Here is a 20605-nt window from a genome sequence, read left to right as displayed (position 1 = left end):
AAGCCCTAGTATTTTAAAATTAAAATCAAAAAAGTGAACAACAACGGACTTGAAGGTATAGCTTGCTAAGTATTCATTAGATAAGAACACCTTATGTGCAATACTATAAATAAGTTCGCCATCATTCACTTAAATTTAAATTACTTTCTAAACAATCATTAAAAATCTATTACGTTATCACAGTAAATTAATGAATATCGTCCCACCAGTGATTTCCATCACGACTTAATAATAAATCACTTTCAAGAGGGCCATTAGTACCCGCTTCATAGTTAGGGAAGCATGGTTCAACCATAGTCCACTCATCTTGAATAGCGTCTACAAATTTCCAAGTTGATTTCAATTCTTCCCAATGCGTAAAGTTAGTAGCATCACCTTTAAGACAATCAAATAACAAGTTCTCATATGCATCAACCGTATTCATTTTATCTTGTGCACTCATAGCATAAGATAATTGAACTGGTTCAGTATCGATGCCTTGAATATTTTTCTTAGCGTTTAAATGTAACGAAACGCCTTCATTAGGTTGAATATTAATGACTAGTAAATTAGAATCTAATAATTTATCTGTTTCATAATACAAGTTCATAGGAACCTCTTTAAATTCAACAACAACTTGAATCGATTTCGATTTCATGCGTTTACCAGTTCTAATGTAGAAAGGGACACCAGCCCATCTAAAGTTATCAATTGTTAATTTTCCTGATACAAATGTAGGTGTATTAGAATCCTCGGCCACACGATCTTCTTCACGATAAGACTTAACTTCTTTACCTTCTATAGTTCCTTTACCATATTGACCTCGTACGAAGTTCTTTCTAACTTCTTCAGGTTTAAATTGACGTAATGATTTAAGAACTTTAACTTTTTCAGCACGAATGTCTTCACTGTTCAAGCTAATAGGTGCTTCCATCGCTAATAAGGCAACCATTTGTAGCATGTGATTTTGCACCATATCTTTTAAAGCACCGCTTGATTCATAATAACCACCACGATCTTCAACACCTAAAATTTCTGAAGACGTTACTTGAATATTAGAAATGTATTTGTTGTTCCATAGGGGTTCGAACATGGCATTCGCAAAGCGTAGTACTTCAATGTTTTGCACCATATCTTTACCTAAATAATGATCAATACGATAAATTTCTTCTTCTTTAAATGAACGTCTAATTTGGTTATTTAATGATTCTGCTGATTTTAAATCACTACCAAATGGTTTCTCAATCACTAATCGTTTAAAACCTTTTGTATTAGTAAGGCCAGATGATTTTAAGAAATCAGAGATAACTCCAAAGAATTGAGGTGCCATCGCTAAATAGAATAAACGATTACCTTGTAAACCTAATTCTTTATCCAATTGATTGCTAAATTGTAGTAAGGATTCATAACTTCTTTCATCACTTACATCCGTCTTATGATAGAAGACATGATTCATAAATTCATCAATTCTATTCGTGTCTTTAACATGTTTCTGAATTGATGATTTAACTTGATCACGAAACTCCTCATTTGAATAATCACGACGACCTATACCAATGATAGCAATATGCTCATCTAAATTATCTTGTTGGAACAAATGAAATATAGAAGGGAATAGCTTTCTGTGACTAAGGTCACCAGTGGCACCGAATATTGTTATTAAACAAGGGATGTGTTTACTTTTAGTACTCAAGATCAAAACCTCAATTCTTAAATAGATATATGATGAATATCAATTGACTCACCGATTTATATTAGTATCAATGCTTTCATTTTTAATAAATATATCATTATACTAGATTATTATATTATATGATAATCATTACTTATGGTCATCAAATATGCTTGAAATTAAGCACAATTTATTTTTTTCGAAAATGATTATTCCAATAGCACTAACACTATGAAGTACATTGTTTTAATGTTAACAAAATCATATCATGATTATATCCTATTTAACCATATATCTTTACCATACAAATACATATAAGTGATTAGCAAGTATAAGGATTAAACACAATGTATTGATTATATTTTATTTCTTCATATAGAAAATATGATGACATATGATAGAATATATGAAAGAAAAGGAGGATCATGCATGGAAGTTACATTTTTCGGTACGAGTGCAGGATTACCGACTAAAGAGAGAAACACACAATCCATCGCTTTAAATTTAGAACCATATTCAAATTCAGTATGGTTATTTGACGTTGGCGAGGGAACGCAACACCAAATCCTACATCATTCAATAAAGTTAGGAAAAGTTGATCACATCTTTATTACTCATATGCATGGCGATCATATATTTGGTCTTCCTGGATTACTTACAAGTCGCTCCTTCCAAGGCGGAGAAAATAAACCTTTAACTCTAATTGGTCCTAAAGGAATTCAAAATTATATTGAAACGTCTTTAAAGTTATCGGAATCACATCTTAATTACCCAATTACATATATTGAAATTAATCAACAATTTACATATCATCATGAGGGTTTTACGGTACAAGCAGAAGTGTTAAATCATGGTATTACATCTTATGGCTATCGTATAGAAGCACCAACCACACCAGGAACAATTAATGTGGAAGCTCTAAAAGCCATTGGGTTAGAACCTGGTCCAAAATATCAAGAAGTAAAAATACAAGATACATTTGAACATAATGGTTTGATATACCAATCTGATGACTTTAAAGGAGAAGCGAAACCTGGCCCAATCATTGCTATATTTGGAGATACGAAACCTTGTGATAATGAATATGTATTAGCTAAAAATGCAGATGTCATGGTACACGAAGCTACTTATATAGAAGGGGAAAAGACACTTGCCAACAATTATCATCACAGCCACATAGATGATGTTTTTCAATTGATTAAGAACGCTAATGTTGGTAAAAGTCTTATTACTCATATTAGCAATCGATACAACTTAGAAGATGTAGAATCTATTTATAAAGAAATTAACAATCAATCTCAGATTCCACAATTTTATTTCGTTAAAGATTTCGAGACATATAAAATATAAAAAACGCTTTTTTCCTTACCCTTTAAGCCGGGAAAGGGAAAAAGCGTTTTAGCTTATTTATTCAGATTCTTTATTTGATAATTCTACACTACGATTAACAGCAGAACTTAAACAGTCTTCAAACATTGATACAATATCGTATTGAGATAGGGCATCTAAGCCTGCTTGAGTAGTTCCACCTTTAGAAGTAATATTCTTCCTTAATTGTTCCATACTTAAATCAGAGCGTTCTATCATCTTGCTTGTCCCGATAATTAAATTACGAATAGATTCTTCTACTTGATCTCTTTCTAATCCTAGTTCAGTACCTGCCTTTACATACTGCTCAAATACATGATATAAAAATGCAGGACCACTACCTGTAATCGCAGTCACTTGATGTAAATGATCTTCAGAAACCTCTATAACCGATCCAAATGCGTTAATTAATTCATTAACTTCATCTTTAGATTTAGGTCCAAAATTATTTGAAAAGCTAATTCCTGTTACAGAATGTCCCACTTGCGCATTAGTATTTGGCATAATACGTGCTAATGGGTTATTCGTATCTAATAGCTGTCTAATATAATCAATCGATAGGCCAGCCATAATAGAAATAAAGCGATTATCATCAGTAATATCATCTTTAATTCTTTCTGCTAATGCTTCAAAATCATGTGGCTTCGTTCCAAGAAAAACGTAGTCAGCATTTTTCAATAATTCTTTATCGTCATAACTATAATTAACTCCCAATCTTTCCGCGAAATCTTTCAGAGCTTGTTCATTTGATTTATTTGTTAAATAAATGTCATTGGGATCTAAATTATTAGAATTAATAATTCCTGTAAAAATAGCTTGTGCCATATTACCTGCACCATAGAATACAAGTTTCATTTTAACCACATCACCTTCATCTCTTTTGATTAATCATTTATATTGCCTTAAGATTATAAATACATAGTAACACATATCTATAAGAAGTAATATAACTCGTATAAACGCATGATATTACTTCATTTTCCTTATAAAATGCATTGTTAGTACAAAAAGGATGTTAAATATGATAGGACAACATTATATCGTGACAGGAGGAACAAGTGGTCTTGGATTATCCCTCGTTCACCAACTTCTTAAAAGAGGCGCTCATGTCACTGTTTTAGCTAGAAACATTTCTAAATTTAATCAAATTGATTTCAGAAGTCATTCTAAAAATATAAATGTCATTCAATGTGACTTACAACAACGAGAAGATATTTACCAACTCTCAGAAAAAATAAAAGCGCCAGTCAATGGTTTCATATACAGTTCAGGTTTAGGTTATTTTAAATCCATTAATAACCATACTTTAGACGAAGTCATTGAAACATATGACGTTAATCTCGTAAGTTTTAATTTAATGTACCAAATTCTACGACCAAAGTTAGTAAAACATGCACATATTATCGGCATTTCAAGTCAAGCGGCCTTTGTTACGCAAGCTAACGCGGCACACTATGGCGCTTCAAAAGCTGCATTGACTGCCGTTCTTAACGCATTGAGATTAGAAGAACCTGAATTTCATATTATGGCAGTACATCCTGGACCTATCGATACACCATTTCATAAAAAGGCAGACCCGTCACTTGCTTTTTTTAATAAATATAAACTTATAATGATTGATGCTGAGCAACTTGCCGAGCGCATCATTTTAGGAATTTTAAAGAATAAAAAAGAAATCAATCAACCTGGGTGGATGCATAATATTTTAAAATTATATCACCTTGCACCGAGAACACTGGAAAATTGTTTACCGAATTTATTTAAAAACAAAGAATAGTGATTAATTATGAAGCAGGCTTGCTATAAGTCCTTTTAAAAGGGTGGGCTAAAAATGATATGTAGCATTGATGGTATTATTAATAAAGCAATCGCTAATTCTAAACGACTACCAATTAATAGAAGTTTTACTTTAGAATATTTAGTTGGAACTGAATTTTATAACACGCTCAGTGATGCTGAAATTGAATATATTGAGGCAAAGTTTCATCAACTTGTAATCCAACAGCAGATTCTTGGAATAGAAGTGAATGTAAAAACGACACAAAAGACCCATGTTTACATCAAACAATTTTAATGACCGAAACTTATTTTGAGATGGGTGGCTTTTATTAAGAATGTTTATTGGTTTCAAGAAATCTATAATGAGACTACTCATACTACTCTCGCTTCAGAGTAAGCAAAAAAAGCTTTAAGACCATTTCAGTAAGTTGAAATCATCTTAAAGCTTTTATATTTTAAACTCTCTTATACATTATTTTAGATGTTGAGTATATTCTAAATTCTTCACACGTTCACGCGCAGATTTAATTTGATCTAAACTTACATCCTTATAATAGTTACGCACATTTTCTTCTAATTGTTCTACACTACTTGCGCCGACGATGATTGAACCAAGAGCATCATGAGAAGTTAAATATTTAAATGAAAGGGCACTTAAATTACTTTCAATTTCTTTAACTGATGCAATGGTTTCACCTAACTCATCACGAGTATATTCAAAAATACCATCTTTAAACTTTTTATCTAATGCGTCGACACTATTAGAGGTTAATAATCCCTTAAACACTGGTCCACGCGCTAACACTTTAACTTGTTGCTCATGAATAGTATCTAAAAGACTTTCAGGTCTATTATCTATTAAATTAAATTGAGACATTAAAGTTTCGATTTGACTATGTTTTAAATAGTAATCAATAACGTTTGGACGGATGGATGAAATACCATAAGCTCTAATAATACCTTCTTGTTTTAATTCATCAAAAGCACCGATAGTTTCATCTAGTGGATCATCAATTGTTCCACCATGCAATTGATATAAATCTAAACGGTCTAGTCCTAAACGTTTTAAAGATCCTTTCACACCTTCTTTAATGTGTTTCTTAGAGGGATCCCATGTTACGTTTCCATCGTCAGTTAGTCGATTGCCGACTTTCGTACCGATTACGATGTCATCACGATTTTGATATTTCTTTAAAGCTTTTCCTACAATTTCCTCATTAATTCCTTGATCATACATATCTGCAGTATCAAAATATGTAATACCCTGTTCGATTGCACTTTCAATGATAGGTTGCGCTTTATTAAAATCTGTACCTAAACTCATGCAACCCAAACCAAGTTCAGAAATTTCGATGCCACTTTTTAAAATATTTTTTTGCATGTCCATTCTCCTTTCGATACACTTTAACTGACGCATTCAGTTTATCAATTTATAAATATAAATAAAAGGGACGTGTTTACATATGAGATTAAACGAAAAAACTATTGACCGCACAGTCATTTACAATGGAAAAATTATTGACCTAGAACTACATGATGTTGAATTACCCGACGGCAGTACATCTAAACGTGAATTAGTTTATCATAATGGTGCCGTAGCAGTGTGTGCAGTAACACCTGAAGACGAAGTCCTATTAGTTAAACAATTTAGAAAGCCAGCTGAAAAACCTTTGCTTGAAATACCAGCAGGCAAACTTGAAAAAGGTGAAGAGCGTGAAGAAGCTGCGAAACGTGAATTACAAGAGGAGACAGGATATATTGCTTCAAATCTAGAATTTGTAACAGATATGTATGGATCTCCAGGTTTTTCAAGTGAGAAATTATCAATTTATTTTACAGATCAGTTGTCTGAAGGTGAAATGAATTTAGATGATGACGAATTTGTAGAACTACATAAGGTATCTATTGAGAATGTAAAATCTATGTTAAAAAACAAGGAACTCGAGGATGCTAAAACAATTATCGCTCTACAGCACTTATTATTAAATTATAATCATTCTAAATAACTAGCGTAAACTCTTGCTTTTTATTGAGAATATTGATATTTTATTTAGTGAATCATAGATTAAATTAAAATGATTATAATTCTTAGTAGAGGAGTGAGGCTTCCGTGGAAGAACGTCTCAATCGCGTGAAGCAACAATTACAACAATCATCTTATAAATTAACTCCACAACGAGAGGCTACAGTTAGAGTTTTAATAGAGAATGAAAAAGATCATCTTAGTGCTGAAGATGTGTATTTAAAAGTGAAAGATAAAGCGCCTGAAATTGGTTTAGCTACGGTATACAGAACCTTAGAGTTGTTAGCTGAACTCAAAGTCGTTGATAAAATAAACTTTGGTGACGGAGTAGCTCGTTTCGATTTACGTAAAGAAGGGGCTAAACATTTCCATCATCATCTTGTATGCATGGAATGTGGTAAGGTAGATGAAATTGATGAAGATTTACTACCTGAAGTTGAAAATCGTGTTGAAAATGAATTTAACTTTAAAATACTTGACCATCGTTTAACTTTCCATGGCGTTTGTTCTGATTGCCAAGCGAAAGGTAAAGGCTAATTAGGGGTTTATTTTCACAAATATACTTAAAAATTCTAACGCAATCTAATAAGTTTAAAGAAGCCACCGCTTCAATAGAGGTGCTTATATGAATACAATCATTGAAGAATATTTGAATTTTATTCAAATCGAGAAGGGTTTGAGTAGTAATACCATTGGCGCTTATCGTAGGGATCTAAAAAAATATGAAGAATATCTTGAAGAAAGAAAAATTTCCCATATTGATTTCGTGGATCGTCAAGTGATTCAGGAGTGCCTAGGTCATTTAATAGATTTGGGTCAATCCTCAAAATCACTCGCACGTTTTATATCTACAATTAGAAGCTTTCATCAGTTCGCATTAAGAGAAAGATATGCAGCGAAAGATCCGACGGTGTTAATTGAAACGCCAAAATACGAAAAGAAACTACCTGACGTATTAGAGGTTCAGGAAGTTTTGGATTTATTAGAAACACCAGATTTGAGTAAGAATAATGGTTATCGTGATCGGACGATGTTAGAGCTTTTATATGCTACAGGTATGCGCGTTTCTGAAATTATTCAATTAGAAGTCGAAGATGTCAATTTAATGATGGGGTTTGTCAGAGTTTTTGGTAAAGGAAATAAAGAACGTATTGTTCCTTTAGGTGATGCTGTTATTGAGTATTTAACTACATACATTGAAACAGTTCGCCCTCAATTATTAAAACAAACTGTCACACATGTATTATTTCTTAATATGCATGGTAAACCTTTATCACGACAAGGTATATGGAAGATGATTAAACAGAATGGTTTTAAAGCGAACATTAACAAGACATTAACACCTCACACGTTAAGACATTCCTTTGCTACACATCTACTTGAAAATGGCGCTGATTTAAGGGCTGTCCAGGAAATGTTAGGCCATTCTGATATATCTACGACACAGTTATATACACATGTATCAAAATCTCAAATTCGAAAAATGTATAATCAATTTCATCCTAGAGCTTAATTGTAATTTAAAAGACCAATAAACGTAGTGATTTAATGTAGCTATCATACGTTTATTGGTCTTTTAATGTATTATAAGGCCGTTGAGTATGTGAACGACGTAATTGTCTTGCTTCTTCACGGGCTTGTATAACTTCTGTTCGATCACGTTTTATATGATGATGAACAATGTAAGGCTCTGATATTACAAATTGAGTAAAATTATAATCTTGATATACACGTTTAATAACTTTCTCAAATGATGTGTGTATAGGTAGTTTGACAGGTACAAATGCATTATGATCTTTAATAGAATTTATTTGATGTAAAATCATGCTTTGATACTCATCTATATTTAAATGTAATTGAGTTTTATCTTTTGCTTGTTTAATAACAGACAGTGACTTTTTATATGACTTTAAAGCACCTTTAATATTATCCCGGCGGTAATGATAACAAGCTGAGGCAAATAGTATCAAACTCACTACCGCGTCATTTTTAGAGAAAGAGGGATTTAATTTCCAAGCTTCTTCTAAAATATCATGACATAAAAAATAATGTTGATGCTTATGAAATTGATAATAGAAATGAATTAACGCGTCATCCATGGCAATCCACCCAAAATTTAAAAGTTATATGTATTCATGCTATAATATTTGTGTGAAATATGCACTAAAGATGCAACACGAGATTGAGGTAGATACGATGTATGAAGTGAAACTAGATGCGTTTAACGGACCATTAGACTTGTTATTGCATTTAATACAGAAATTTGAAATAGATATTTATGATATTCCCATGAAAGCTTTAACTGAGCAATATATGCAATATGTTCATGCGATGAATCAACTTGAAATTAATATTGCTAGTGAATATTTAGTCATGGCTTCTGAACTTTTAATGATTAAAAGTAAATTATTGCTACCTCAAACGAGTGTAGAAGATGACATTGAAGAAGATCCCCGTGAAGATTTAGTAGGGCGTTTAATCGAATATCAAAACTATAAAGAATATACTGAAATACTTAATGATATGAAAGATCAACGAGAACTTTATTATACGAAGTATCCTACTGATTTATCACATTTGGAAACTGATGAATCATGGGATCCAAATCAGACTATAGATTTAACAGAACTCATCGTAGCTTATCAAAGAGTTAAAAATCGAGTAGAACTCAATACTCCTAAATCTGTAGAAATTAAAAAAGAGACATTTACAATTCAACAAGCAACCGAACAAGTTACAAATCGTCTAAAAGAGCATGAATCATTTAATTTCTTTAGTTTATTTACTTTCCACGAACCAGTAGAACAAGTAGTAACACATTTTCTAGCTATATTAGAAATGTCTAAATCTGGTATCGTCAATATTAATCAAAACAATCAATTTGAGGACATCGATATCATTAGAGGAGTGAATTACAACATTGGATAACCAAGGAATATTAGAGGCTTTATTATATACTTCTGGTGATGAAGGATTAGAGCAGAAGCAATTATTGGAAATTTTGGAGTTGAATGAAAATGAACTCGACCAGTTAATCGATACCTATCAATCTCCTGGTTTGGTTATCCAAAAATTTGGTACAACATATGTTTTAACAACGAAAAAAGACGCATCGTCTTATATTGAACAGCTTATTGAACAAAAATCTAAAATGAAGTTATCTCAGGCAGCTATGGAGACACTTTCTATTATCGCTTATAATCAACCACTCACTCGTAGCGATATAGAAATGATAAGAGGGATTAATTCCGATGGCGCTGTTAAAACACTTATAGCTAGAGGTTTAGTAGAAGCTAAAGAGGTCGATCATTCTAGAAGTCATCATTTAATAACTACCGATTTATTTTTAAATGTATTTGGTATAGAAAGTCTTGAGTCATTACCAACGACTGAAGAGGATGATGCTGAAATGGATGAATTCTTTAGTAATTTAGTTAATCAAAAAGGAGATTCAAATGAGTAAAGAATTAGAGAGACTACAAAAAAGAATTGCGAATAGTGGTTATACATCACGACGCAAAGCTGAAACACTCATAACCGAAGGAAAAGTCAAAGTAAATGGACAAGTTGTGACTGAATTAGGAACAAAAGTGTCTCACTCAGACACAGTTGAAGTAGAGGGCATTAAAATAGAACAAGAAGATAAAATGTATATCTTATTTTATAAACCTACTCAAGTTATTACGAGTGTATCTGATGATCGTGGTCGTAAAGTTGTGACAGATTATTTTGAAGATATTGAAACTCGTATATATCCAGTTGGACGTTTAGATTATGATACATCAGGTGTTTTATTGTTAACAAACGACGGAGAATTCACTAACTTAATGACTCATCCACGTTATCACATTAAAAAGAAATATGTTGCTAAATTAAAAGGCTATTTAATGAGAGAACAAGTTAAAGAATTAGAACAAGGCATTGAATTAGAAGATGGTTTCACTCAACCGGCTCAGGTAAAAATAAAAAGACAAGATAAAGAGAAAAACACTACATTAGTCGAAATTACTATTAGTGAAGGTAGAAATCGTCAAGTGCGCCGTATGTTTGAATATTTTGGTCATGAAGTGAATAAATTAACACGTATTCAATTTGGTCCTTTAGACTTGAAAGGTTTAAATGCCGGAGAAGGTCGTGTGTTGACTCCTCATGAGGTGAAAACGTTAAGACATTTAGCCGAAAATGGTAAATAAACACAAAAAATATGTTTTTACCAATAAGATTGAGATTTTTTTCACATAGTTTTAACTATCAGTCACTTAATATGTTCAACCTGTGCTATAATAACAAATGAATTTGAACAGCATGTGTAGGAGGTAAAAAGTAATATGGCTAACGAAATTTTAATCGTTGATGATGAAGACAGAATCAGAAGATTGCTTAAATTATACTTAGAAAGAGAATCTTTTGAAATCCATGAAGCTAGTGATGGTAAGGAAGCTTATCAACTTGCGATGGATAATAACTATGCGTGCATTCTTTTAGATTTAATGCTACCAGAAATGGATGGTATAGAAGTCGCATCTAAACTAAGAGAACACAAAGATACACCTATTATTATGCTTACGGCAAAAGGAGAAGAAACTAACCGAGTTGAAGGTTTTGAATCCGGTGCCGATGACTATATTGTTAAGCCTTTTTCACCTAGAGAAGTTGTATTAAGAGTTAAAGCTTTATTAAGACGTACTCAATCTGCAAACTCAGAACAAAGCGAACCACATGCACGTGATATTATTGAATTCAATCATTTAGTGATTGATAATGATGCACATAGAGTACTTGCAGATAACGAGCAAGTGAATTTAACACCTAAAGAATATGAATTACTCATATATCTAGCTAAGACACCTAATAAGGTGTTCGATCGTGAACAATTACTTAAAGAAGTATGGCATTATGAATTTTATGGCGACTTGCGAACAGTAGATACACATGTAAAACGTTTAAGAGAGAAATTAAATCGTGTATCTAACGATGCAGCTCAAATGATTCAAACTGTTTGGGGTGTAGGCTATAAGTTCGAGGTCAAAGCCAGTGATGAACCGACTAAATAGCGTAGTTATAAAACTGTGGTTAACTATTATCTTAATAGTAGCGACAGTTTTAATTTTATTAAGTGTATCCTTAATTACCTTTATTCAATATTATTTTACGCAAGAAACTGAAAATTCTATTAAAGAAGATGCCAAAAGAATTAGTTCACTCGTTGAGAAATCTCACAATAAATCACTTGCTATCCAAAACAGTCAAAAACTTGTAGATGGTCCTGGTGGTTTAATCATTATGAATAATTTTAATGATAAACCACACGCATCATATAATAATACTAAAACTCAAATGCTCAATGAAATTAAAAAGAGCCCTAAATTTAAAAGAGTCTTCAATAACGGCGAATTTGAAACTCAAAACGTCACAATTAAAAATAACGGTAATACACAATCATATATACTATTAGGTTATCCAATGAAACCACAAGAAGATGCTAGTAGTAAGCATAGTGGTGTGTTTATTTATAAAGACTTAAAATCTATTGAAGATACAAATAATGCTATAACTATTATCATTTTGATTACTGCAATTATATTTATAGCAGCTAGTACAGTATTTGCATTCTTCTTATCGAACAGAATTACGAAACCCTTGAGACAATTAAAGACACAAGCACAAAAAGTTTCTGAAGGTGATTATAGTCAAATATCTTCAGTCTCTACTAAAGATGAAATTGGCGACTTATCAAGAGCTTTCAATAATATGAATTACGAGATTCAAGAACATATTGACGTTTTATCATCATCTAAAAGTATTCGTGACAGTTTATTAAACTCCATGGTCGAAGGTGTATTAGGTATAAACGATCAAAGAGTCGTTATCTTTTCTAATAAAATGGCTGATGATATCATCCATTTTATTGATGATTTTTCAAAAGAATCAATCGAACAACAAATCGAAAAAACATTTGAATCCAAAGGAACTGAATTTCTCGAAATAGAAATTAGTACGCGTTATTACGTCTTTATCACAAGTTATATCAATCGTATTCAGCCAAATGGTAGAAGTGGTATTGTAGTGATTATTCGTGATATGACAAATGAACATAATTTAGATCAAATGAAAAAAGACTTTATCGCTAATGTATCCCATGAATTACGCACACCCATTTCCTTATTACAAGGTTATACGGAATCAATCGTTGATGGCATAGTCACTGAACCAGATGAAATTCGTGATTCGCTTGGTGTTGTATTAGATGAATCTAAGCGATTAAATCGTCTAGTTAATGAATTATTAAATGTTGCACGAATGGATGCTGAAGGTCTATCGGTTGAGAAAGAAGTACAACCAATAAAAAATCTTTTAGATAAAATGAAAGCTAAATACCGTATGCAAGCAGACGATTTAGGATTAACAATGGAATTTAACTCTGGCAATGATCATCTTCTATGGGATTATGACATGGATCGAATGGATCAAGTTTTAACTAATCTCATTGATAATGCATCAAGATATACACAACCAGGTGACACAATTGCAGTAACTGCAAGTAAAGATGAGCAATATAATATTTTATATATTAGCGATACAGGTACAGGTATTGCTCCAGAACATTTACAACAAGTGTTTGACCGCTTCTATAAAGTGGATGCCTCACGTAAACGTGGTAAGCAGGGAACTGGTTTAGGTCTCTTTATTTGTAAGATGATTATTGAAGAACATGGTGGACAAATTGAAGTAAAAAGTGAGCTCGGTAAAGGTACCACATTTATAATTAAGCTCCCTCAACCTAAAAATTATGTAGCAGAGTAAACAAAATTTTAAAATACGAATTCGATGTGCATCTCATTAAGTTGGAGATTTAATCTAACTATTGGGGTGCATTTTTGTGTTTCTAATATGTTCTAACTTCACATCAACGATAAAGTTTCATTTTTGATTTATAGAAAATTAGGTCAATTGAATGATTTGATGAAAGGAAGCACTTTTATATTGATCGAATATCTTTTTGATAATAAATAACTAAGTACTTTATACTAACGATTTTATTTTTTAATAAGAAAGCAGAGTCATTGAGTTTATCACCTTTATCGTGTAATATAAAAATTAAATAAAAACATTATCAATATTCATCTTCGGGGTCGGGTGCAATTCCCAACCGGCAGTAAATTTAAGCCTGCGACGAAATAATTCGATAACACACGTAGTTGTCATATTATTTCTTGATTCAGTGAGATTCTGAAGCCGACAGTATAGTCTGGATGGGAGAAGATGGAGGTTTTTTGTTGTGCAAATTTCCTCCTTTTCTAAGCAAGATGAATGGAAGGAGAAAATTAAATATGCAACAAAATAAACGTCTTATAACTATAAGTATGTTAAGTGCGGTTGCGTTTGTATTAACATTTATAAAGTTTCCGCTACCATTCTTACCACCATACTTAACGTTAGATTTTAGTGATGTGCCAACGTTACTTGCTACTTTTTTATTAGGTCCCATTGCAGGTATTATTGTCGCATTCATTAAAAATATCTTAAACTTTTTATTTAACATGGGAGACCCTGTTGGGCCTGTAGCAAACTTTTTAGCCGGGGCAAGTTTCTTATTATCAGCTTATTATGTATATAAAAACAAACGTTCAACACGCACTTTAATTTATGGTCTAATAGTTGGTACGATTGTAATGACTATTGTACTTAGTATCTTAAATTACTTTGTATTACTTCCATTATATGGAATGATATTTAATTTAGGAGATGTCGTTAAAAATCTTAAAATTGTTATTGTCTCCGGTGTAATACCGTTTAATATTATCAAAGGTATCATCATTTCAATTATCTTTGTTTTACTATATAAAAGACTAAAAAATATTTTAAAATAAATAAATGCTCTTGATACTAAGTTATCTCAAAATATCTTAGTATCAAGAGCGTTTTTGATATCATTCTTAAATAAAAATAAGGCAAGTAGTAATCAAAAATAAAAACTCGAATTCCTAACAATTATAATTAAGAATTCGAGTCAATTTATTATTCAAATTTAAGCGCGTCACCATCAAATGGTTCGTCTTCAATTTTAATTGAATCAGTAGGACAACCTTCTAGTGCATCTTCCATATCTTCGTATAACTCTTCAGGCACTTCTGCAGTACCTTGGTTATCATCAAGGATTACGAAAGCAATACCTTCGTCGTCGTAATCATAAATATCTGGAGCTGCTGCACCACATGCACCGCATGCTATACAAGTATCCATATCAACGATTGTATATTTAGCCATTTTCATTCGCCTCCTTTGATAAAAATGCTACACTAGTATTACTAATACAATTGTAGACATCGACATTTTTCATTTCAATATATTCGTTTTATAGAGTGAGGGTTTAATTTGTACGATATATTATCTTATGCTATTGATCATGCATTTAACTACAAAACAAATAAAAGTATTTATAATATTTTAATAGGCAAGAAGTCTCATCAAACTTTTTTTGACGCTTCGAGCCAACAACTTTTGTCATTATATCATAGTTTACCCAATTTAAAATATCCTACTTTTGAGCGATTTATACTACAAAAGGATGATTTTAATCATGAATTAGATATCAAAACGCATCCTCGATATACATATGATAGTTTAACCCGAACATTTAGTTGTATACAACTACTTATCCAAACATTATCGAATACTCGCAAAGATACATTTAAATTTATTCCAGTAGTTCAAAATACTTACGTACAACAGAAAGTGAAACAGCTATATAATCATATCAAACTCTCTCAATTAGAAGCGTCATTTATATCAGAAATATATTCACTATTCGACGCAATAGAACGTCGCAATAATAAGAATGTGCTACATTACTATCTACAAGGGTATGAGGAACCTATGTATACTCGTCAGCAAATTAGTTTGATAGAGGATATAAAGCAATCTGAACTATTTGAATTAGAGATGAATCAACTGATAGATTTATTAGATGAGATTGAAGACGAATCTAATTATCCTATACTATCTCAAACAATTATCTTACCTCAGTTGTTAAATCAAACTTTTCTAAGTTATCAAAAATTACTACACGGTATGAATATGAACGAAATAGCAGAACATCAAAACGTTAAAATAAATACTATTGAAGATCATGTATTGGAAATATTTATTAAAGGTTATCAGAATGATTACAACACTTATGTCAATCAAAAACAAATTGATCAATTTATTCAATATTATGATCATCACATAGGCCTAAGATTAAGAGAATACAAACAAGCATTTGAAGACTTAACTTATTTTCAAATAAAATTAATCATCGTAGGTATTGAGCGAGGTGACTTACGTGTTAGAAGATAAACTTAAAGAATGGTTTGGATTTGAGACTTTTAAACGTGGCCAAAAGGAGATTATTGAAAGCATATTAGCAGGTAAGCACACCTTAGGTATTTTACCTACAGGAAGCGGGAAAAGTTTATGTTACCAACTTCCTACATATTTAATTGAGAAACCAACGTTAGTCATATCACCGTTAATTTCTTTAATGGATGATCAAGTGATGCAAATGAAACTTAATGGTGAATCTCACGTCTCATATATACATTCAGGTATGGATGAAATCGAAAAGAGAAACCATATTAATCAAATTTCACAAAGTCGATTCATTTATTTAAGTCCCGAATTTCTATTACAGCCACAGAATTTCAAGTTAATATCACATTTAGACTTTGGTTTAATAGTTTTAGATGAAGCTCATTGTCTATCAGAATGGGGTTATGACTTTAGACCACATTATGCCCTTATTGGACAAATCACTTCTCACTTCAAAAATGCGCGTATACTAGCGTTAACTGCGACAGCTCCACCACATTTAGAAGAAGATTTATCACATATTCTTAGTATTGATTTAAATGTCATTAAAACGAGTATGAATAGAGATAACATTTCTTTACAACATAAGAATTTTAATGATGATGATGAGAAAATAAAGTGGCTCATACCTTTTTTAAGCTATTCAGGACCCACGATTATTTATATTTCCTCTAAGAAAAGATGTCTAGAATTAGCTAAATTAATTTATGAGGCGGGATTCTTAACGGGCATTTATCATGGTGATTTGAGTTATCAAGAACGTCAAACTGTTCAACAACAATTTTTAAATAATGATATACCTATTATCGTAGCCACAAGTGCTTTTGGGATGGGAATAAATAAAAAAGATATCCGAACTGTCATTCACTTTCATTTATCTTCAAGTCCTTCCAATTATTTACAAGAAATTGGTCGCGCAGGAAGAGATGGTAAACCGAGTCAAGCCATTAGTTTGTATCAACCCGATGATAGTTTCATTTTAGAAACCTTATTGTTTGCAGATATGATGACTGAAGAGGATATCTCTATGTTTGAATTAGGTGAATTTTTACCACCCGTTAAAAAGGATATTCTAGATACGTTATATCGTCAGTTTACAATTAATGACCTTAAATCAATATTTAAAAAATCATTTCAACGTAAACGTTTAGGATACATGCGCATACTAGGCTATAAAAATTTAGATCAATGTCGCCGTAATTATTTACTCGAGTTTTTTGGTGAACATCCGGATAAACCTGTAAGATGTTGCGACAATGATACTGAATTGGAAGAAATAAAAACTTTTAATCGCAAAAAAGTAAAAAGGAAAATGAATTATAAAGAAAAATTGCAAAACTTATTTGAAGATTAACTTCAGATAATTATATCTAGTTAAAATGATTATGAAGCATCATTTATTTCTGACTAAATTGGCAATCTTCATTCTCAGGCTAGCTATCGCTTTACTTAAAGAATTTTATCAAGCTATAATTAAAATGTAAGACTTATTTAAATGTATTAAATATTTTTAAATTTCATACATATTCACACTTATTCGTGGGTATATTAAATGTAACGTTATTAAATTCACTTAAACAAAGAAAGGATGATGTTTGTGTCTAATAATAGTTTCAAAGATGATTTTGAAAAAAATCGTCAATCTATTGATCCAGAAGAACACAACAATCGTGTAAACGATGAACAGCAAGATGAATCAAAAGAAAATATCGAGGATAAATCAAATCAACAATTTCCTCCTAGAAACGCACAACGTCGTAAGAGACGTCGTGATGTTGCTACTAATCATAATAAACAACAAGATGACCGTAACGACAACTCGAATGAAAATAATTCACTAGATGATCGCTATGATGAAGCATCATTACATAATGGTGAAAACGATAATTACGACACAGCATCTCGCACAGACCACGGTCAACACGATCATGATGGAAATTTAAACCGTTCAAGTAATAACGTGCGTGAAGACCAAGGTGCACAAGATGATAGATTAGGTAGCGGAAAAGATGCAACTATAGCTGGTGGAGCTGCAGGTGCTGGAGCTACTGGTAACGCTGCTCAACATTCTAATAAAAAAGCAGGTGCTCGTCCTGGACCTAAAGTTAATGAAGGTCATAATAATGATCTAACTGATGACAATCATCGTCGTCAACAAGACCACGAAGAGCGAGACTTTGATGAAGATAGAGAACGTCATGATAAGAAATCTGGTAAAGGTAAAAAAGCTGCTGCCGCAGGTGCAGGTGTTGCTGGCGTTGCGGGTGCTGCCGGTGTTGCTAAACATCACCATGATGAGAAAAATAAAAATCATGAAGACAAACATGCTAGTCATGATCAACATCATGACACTAATGACAAACGCAATAACCAACATGACAAAGATTTCGATCATGAACGACGTAACAATGATAATAAAGATCATGATAAGAAATCTGGTAAAGGTAAAAAAGCTGCTGCTGTTGGAACTGGCGCTGCAGGTGCCGCTGGAGCTGCTGGATTAGCAAAACATGAACATGACAAACATAAAGATAATCGCAATCAACATGACCATGGGCGTAGAGACGATAGAAACAACAATAGAGACGACCGCAATTATGACCGTAGAAATGATAACCGTGACAATAAGAAAAAAGGTGGAATAATGAAGATATTATTACCACTGATTGCTGCAGTGCTTATACTTGGTGCAATTGCTATCTTTGGTGGAATGGCATTAAACAATCATAATAATAGTAAAAACGATGATAATAAAGTTTCTGACCAAAGTAAGAAAGATTCTGATAAAAAGGCAAATGATAAAGATAAAGCTTCTTCAGACAAAGACAAAGATAAAAATAAAGATGGCAATAAAGACAGCGACAAAGATAAAGCTTCTTCAAATAATAGCGCTTCAAATTCAGATGAAAATGGTAATAGTGCTAACGGTGGTGCTGCTGGTTCAGATCAAAATGCAAATAGCACAGATAATTCATCTAACCAAAACGGTACTGCTAACAACCAAAACCAAGGTACACAAAATAATCAACAAAATAATGGTAACTCTACACAAGGTAACAATAACAATCAACAAAATACCCAAGGTCAACAATCTCATACTGTAAACGGTAAAGAAAACCTATACCGTATCGCAATCCAGTATTACGGTGAGGGTACTCAGCAAAATGTTGATAAAATCAAACGTGCTAATGGTTTAAGTAGTAATGACATTCATAACGGTCAAACGTTAGTTATTCCTCAATAGAAACCATAAAGCACACTAAAAAAAACGTTCTCTCGGCAATTGCCAAGAGAACGTTTTTTAATTTAACTTCATTCTTTTATATTTATATTCACATGAATATACTCAATTTTTTTAATTTTATTCTTTTCATGCTTAGCTAAAATCATTAATAACTGATATAATAATTTGGTGATTAAAGGAGGGCAAATCATGCAAAGAGTTGAAAGCATTATAATTGGTGGTGGCCCATGCGGTTTAAGCGCTGCTATAGAGCAGAAGAAAAAAGGGATTGAAACTTTAGTAATAGAAAAAGGGAATGTTGTAGAATCAATTTACAATTATCCAACTCATCAAACTTTCTTTTCATCAAGTGATAAGTTGAGTATCGGAGATATTCCATTTATTGTCGAAGAAAGTAAACCGAGACGAAATCAAGCGCTCGTCTATTACAGAGAAGTTGTTAAACATCATCAATTAAACATACATCCATTTGAAGAAGTTTTAACAGTTAAAAAAATTGATAATAAGTTTACCATTACAACAACTAAAGATGTTTATGAATGCAAATTTTTAACTGTCGCGACAGGTTATTACGGCCAACATAATAAATTAGAGGTTGAGGGCGCTGAATTACCTAAAGTATTTCATTACTTTAAAGAAGCACACCCATACTTCAATCAAAATGTGGTAATTATTGGTGGTAAAAATTCTGCAGTAGACGCAGCTTTAGAGTTAGAAAAAGCTGGAGCAAATGTAACAGTCATTTATCGTGGTGAAAGATATCCAAAAGCGATTAAACCATGGATATTACCAAATTTTGAATCACTCGTTAACCATGAAAAAATAACTATGGAATTTAACGCTAATGTAACACAAATTACTGAAGATACAGTCACTTATGAAAAGGATGGACGTACAATTGAGATTCCAAATGATTACGTGTTCGCAATGATTGGTTACCATCCTGATTACAATTTCCTAGAATCTATTGGTATAGAAATCAATACTAATGAATATGGTACAGCACCTGTTTACAATCGTGAAACGTATGAAACAAACGTTGAAAATTGCTATATCGCAGGAGTCATTGCCGCAGGTAATGATGCTAATACTATCTTCATTGAAAATGGTAAATACCACGGTGGCATTATTACACAAAGTATACTTAGTAAAAAACAAACACCACTTGAGTCATAATAAAATAAACGAG

At 32.1% G+C, this 20605-nt stretch carries 21 protein-coding genes and 1 riboswitch; of the genes, 16 read left to right on the top strand and 5 right to left on the bottom strand.

The window, feature by feature from the left end:
• Window positions 1–187: 187 nt before the first annotated feature.
• The gene (zwf, locus tag HMPREF3154_RS04575) at window positions 188–1672 is read right to left on the bottom strand and encodes a glucose-6-phosphate dehydrogenase (protein WP_002433925.1); all 1485 of its coding nucleotides are present in this window, start codon (window positions 1670–1672) and stop codon (window positions 188–190) included.
• 408 nt (window positions 1673–2080) lie between these two features.
• Here zwf and rnz point away from each other — a divergent pair, with 408 nt between their 5' ends.
• Window positions 2081–3001 carry a ribonuclease Z gene (rnz, locus tag HMPREF3154_RS04570; protein ID WP_023350224.1) on the top strand — a complete coding sequence of 307 codons (921 nt, stop codon included), beginning with the start codon at window positions 2081–2083 and terminating at the stop codon, window positions 2999–3001.
• A gap of 57 nt (window positions 3002–3058) precedes the next feature.
• Here the strand turns inward: rnz and proC are convergent, their stop codons facing one another.
• Window positions 3059–3874 (bottom strand): pyrroline-5-carboxylate reductase, encoded by an 816-nt coding sequence (proC, locus tag HMPREF3154_RS04565; protein ID WP_030059028.1) that lies wholly within the window; start codon window positions 3872–3874, stop codon window positions 3059–3061.
• Window positions 3875–4040: 166 nt separating this feature from the next.
• Here proC and HMPREF3154_RS04560 point away from each other — a divergent pair, with 166 nt between their 5' ends.
• Complete coding sequence (locus HMPREF3154_RS04560) at window positions 4041–4796, top strand: SDR family NAD(P)-dependent oxidoreductase (RefSeq protein WP_023350226.1); 756 nt, start codon at window positions 4041–4043, stop codon at window positions 4794–4796.
• 54 nt (window positions 4797–4850) lie between these two features.
• Complete coding sequence (locus HMPREF3154_RS04555; protein WP_023350227.1) at window positions 4851–5093, top strand: hypothetical protein; 243 nt, start codon at window positions 4851–4853, stop codon at window positions 5091–5093.
• Between the two features lie 177 nt (window positions 5094–5270).
• Here the strand turns inward: HMPREF3154_RS04555 and HMPREF3154_RS04550 are convergent, their stop codons facing one another.
• Window positions 5271–6179 (bottom strand): aldo/keto reductase, encoded by a 909-nt coding sequence (locus HMPREF3154_RS04550; protein WP_023350228.1) that lies wholly within the window; start codon window positions 6177–6179, stop codon window positions 5271–5273.
• A gap of 82 nt (window positions 6180–6261) precedes the next feature.
• Between HMPREF3154_RS04550 and HMPREF3154_RS04545 the strand changes: the two genes are divergently transcribed.
• The 3 genes from HMPREF3154_RS04545 to xerD all read left to right on the top strand — a co-directional run bounded on the left by HMPREF3154_RS04545 (window position 6262) and on the right by xerD (window position 8334).
• Window positions 6262–6804, top strand: coding sequence for an NUDIX domain-containing protein (locus HMPREF3154_RS04545; RefSeq protein ID WP_023350229.1), 543 nt, complete (start codon window positions 6262–6264; stop codon window positions 6802–6804).
• 104 nt (window positions 6805–6908) lie between these two features.
• Window positions 6909–7358, top strand: a complete 450-nt coding sequence (locus tag HMPREF3154_RS04540; RefSeq protein ID WP_002433885.1) for a ferric iron uptake transcriptional regulator — start codon at window positions 6909–6911, stop codon at window positions 7356–7358.
• An 88-nt stretch (window positions 7359–7446) separates the two neighbouring features.
• Window positions 7447–8334, top strand: coding sequence for a site-specific tyrosine recombinase XerD (gene xerD, locus HMPREF3154_RS04535; protein ID WP_023350230.1), 888 nt, complete (start codon window positions 7447–7449; stop codon window positions 8332–8334).
• Between the two features lie 52 nt (window positions 8335–8386).
• Here the strand turns inward: xerD and HMPREF3154_RS04530 are convergent, their stop codons facing one another.
• On the bottom strand, window positions 8387–8920 hold the full coding sequence (locus HMPREF3154_RS04530) for a DUF309 domain-containing protein (protein ID WP_023350231.1): 534 nt from the start codon (window positions 8918–8920) through the stop codon (window positions 8387–8389).
• A gap of 97 nt (window positions 8921–9017) precedes the next feature.
• On the opposite strand from HMPREF3154_RS04530, the gene HMPREF3154_RS04525 reads away from it, so the two are divergent.
• The 6 genes from HMPREF3154_RS04525 (at window position 9018) to HMPREF3154_RS04500 (ending at window position 14692) form a co-directional block, all read left to right on the top strand.
• On the top strand, window positions 9018–9749 hold the full coding sequence (locus tag HMPREF3154_RS04525; protein ID WP_002433782.1) for a segregation and condensation protein A: 732 nt from the start codon (window positions 9018–9020) through the stop codon (window positions 9747–9749).
• Window positions 9742–10284: an SMC-Scp complex subunit ScpB gene (gene scpB / locus HMPREF3154_RS04520; RefSeq protein WP_002453300.1), complete on the top strand. Its 543-nt coding sequence runs from the start codon at window positions 9742–9744 to the stop codon at window positions 10282–10284. Before HMPREF3154_RS04525 ends, scpB begins: the two co-directional genes overlap by 8 nt.
• Window positions 10277–11014, top strand: coding sequence for a pseudouridine synthase (locus HMPREF3154_RS04515; protein WP_002433632.1), 738 nt, complete (start codon window positions 10277–10279; stop codon window positions 11012–11014). The genes scpB and HMPREF3154_RS04515 overlap by 8 nt, the downstream gene beginning before the upstream one ends.
• Window positions 11015–11149: 135 nt before the next feature.
• Complete coding sequence (locus HMPREF3154_RS04510) at window positions 11150–11875, top strand: response regulator transcription factor (RefSeq protein ID WP_002433904.1); 726 nt, start codon at window positions 11150–11152, stop codon at window positions 11873–11875.
• Window positions 11859–13625, top strand: a complete 1767-nt coding sequence (locus tag HMPREF3154_RS04505; RefSeq protein ID WP_023350232.1) for an ATP-binding protein — start codon at window positions 11859–11861, stop codon at window positions 13623–13625. The genes HMPREF3154_RS04510 and HMPREF3154_RS04505 overlap by 17 nt, the downstream gene beginning before the upstream one ends.
• 315 nt (window positions 13626–13940) lie before the next feature.
• Window positions 13941–14090: riboswitch (FMN riboswitch) on the top strand.
• A 62-nt stretch (window positions 14091–14152) separates the two neighbouring features.
• Window positions 14153–14692 (top strand): ECF transporter S component, encoded by a 540-nt coding sequence (locus HMPREF3154_RS04500; RefSeq protein ID WP_023350233.1) that lies wholly within the window; start codon window positions 14153–14155, stop codon window positions 14690–14692.
• Between the two features lie 148 nt (window positions 14693–14840).
• Here the strand turns inward: HMPREF3154_RS04500 and HMPREF3154_RS04495 are convergent, their stop codons facing one another.
• Window positions 14841–15089, bottom strand: coding sequence for a ferredoxin (locus tag HMPREF3154_RS04495; RefSeq protein WP_002433578.1), 249 nt, complete (start codon window positions 15087–15089; stop codon window positions 14841–14843).
• Window positions 15090–15197: 108 nt separating this feature from the next.
• Here HMPREF3154_RS04495 and HMPREF3154_RS04490 point away from each other — a divergent pair, with 108 nt between their 5' ends.
• The 4 genes from HMPREF3154_RS04490 (at window position 15198) to ypdA (ending at window position 20592) form a co-directional block, all read left to right on the top strand.
• On the top strand, window positions 15198–16160 hold the full coding sequence (locus HMPREF3154_RS04490) for a YpbB family protein (protein WP_023350234.1): 963 nt from the start codon (window positions 15198–15200) through the stop codon (window positions 16158–16160).
• Entirely contained in the window at window positions 16147–17526 is a 1380-nt protein-coding gene (locus HMPREF3154_RS04485; protein WP_023350235.1) for a RecQ family ATP-dependent DNA helicase, read from the top strand. The genes HMPREF3154_RS04490 and HMPREF3154_RS04485 overlap by 14 nt, the downstream gene beginning before the upstream one ends.
• Before the next feature lie 243 nt (window positions 17527–17769).
• A complete protein-coding gene (gene ebpS, locus HMPREF3154_RS04480) occupies window positions 17770–19416 on the top strand; it encodes an elastin-binding protein EbpS (RefSeq protein WP_023350236.1) in 1647 nt (548 codons plus the stop codon).
• 189 nt (window positions 19417–19605) lie between these two features.
• Window positions 19606–20592: a bacillithiol disulfide reductase YpdA gene (gene ypdA, locus HMPREF3154_RS04475; protein ID WP_023350237.1), complete on the top strand. Its 987-nt coding sequence runs from the start codon at window positions 19606–19608 to the stop codon at window positions 20590–20592.
• Window positions 20593–20605 lie beyond the last annotated feature (13 nt).

Origin of the sequence: Staphylococcus sp. HMSC06C11, from assembly GCF_001808345.1 — a bacterium.
Classification (GTDB): Bacteria; Bacillota; Bacilli; order Staphylococcales; family Staphylococcaceae; genus Staphylococcus; species Staphylococcus capitis.
This window is presented reverse-complemented; position numbering and strand designations above follow the sequence as displayed.

Excerpts from the sequence above, each read along its gene's own strand:
- ypdA (WP_023350237.1), top strand. The coding sequence starts at position 19,606 with ATGCAAAGAGTTGAAAGCATTATAATTGGTGGTGGCCCATGCGGTTTA.
- HMPREF3154_RS04500 (WP_023350233.1), top strand. The coding sequence starts at position 14,153 with ATGCAACAAAATAAACGTCTTATAACTATAAGTATGTTAAGTGCGGTT.
- HMPREF3154_RS04545 (WP_023350229.1), top strand. The coding sequence starts at position 6,262 with ATGAGATTAAACGAAAAAACTATTGACCGCACAGTCATTTACAATGGA.
- proC (WP_030059028.1), bottom strand. The coding sequence starts at position 3,874 with ATGAAACTTGTATTCTATGGTGCAGGTAATATGGCACAAGCTATTTTT.
- HMPREF3154_RS04495 (WP_002433578.1), bottom strand. The coding sequence starts at position 15,089 with ATGGCTAAATATACAATCGTTGATATGGATACTTGTATAGCATGCGGT.
- HMPREF3154_RS04530 (WP_023350231.1), bottom strand. The coding sequence starts at position 8,920 with ATGGATGACGCGTTAATTCATTTCTATTATCAATTTCATAAGCATCAA.
- xerD (WP_023350230.1), top strand. The coding sequence starts at position 7,447 with ATGAATACAATCATTGAAGAATATTTGAATTTTATTCAAATCGAGAAG.
- rnz (WP_023350224.1), top strand. The coding sequence starts at position 2,081 with ATGGAAGTTACATTTTTCGGTACGAGTGCAGGATTACCGACTAAAGAG.
- HMPREF3154_RS04510 (WP_002433904.1), top strand. The coding sequence starts at position 11,150 with ATGGCTAACGAAATTTTAATCGTTGATGATGAAGACAGAATCAGAAGA.
- HMPREF3154_RS04525 (WP_002433782.1), top strand. The coding sequence starts at position 9,018 with ATGTATGAAGTGAAACTAGATGCGTTTAACGGACCATTAGACTTGTTA.
- HMPREF3154_RS04555 (WP_023350227.1), top strand. The coding sequence starts at position 4,851 with ATGATATGTAGCATTGATGGTATTATTAATAAAGCAATCGCTAATTCT.
- HMPREF3154_RS04515 (WP_002433632.1), top strand. The coding sequence starts at position 10,277 with ATGAGTAAAGAATTAGAGAGACTACAAAAAAGAATTGCGAATAGTGGT.
- HMPREF3154_RS04560 (WP_023350226.1), top strand. The coding sequence starts at position 4,041 with ATGATAGGACAACATTATATCGTGACAGGAGGAACAAGTGGTCTTGGA.
- HMPREF3154_RS04505 (WP_023350232.1), top strand. The coding sequence starts at position 11,859 with ATGAACCGACTAAATAGCGTAGTTATAAAACTGTGGTTAACTATTATC.
- HMPREF3154_RS04550 (WP_023350228.1), bottom strand. The coding sequence starts at position 6,179 with ATGCAAAAAAATATTTTAAAAAGTGGCATCGAAATTTCTGAACTTGGT.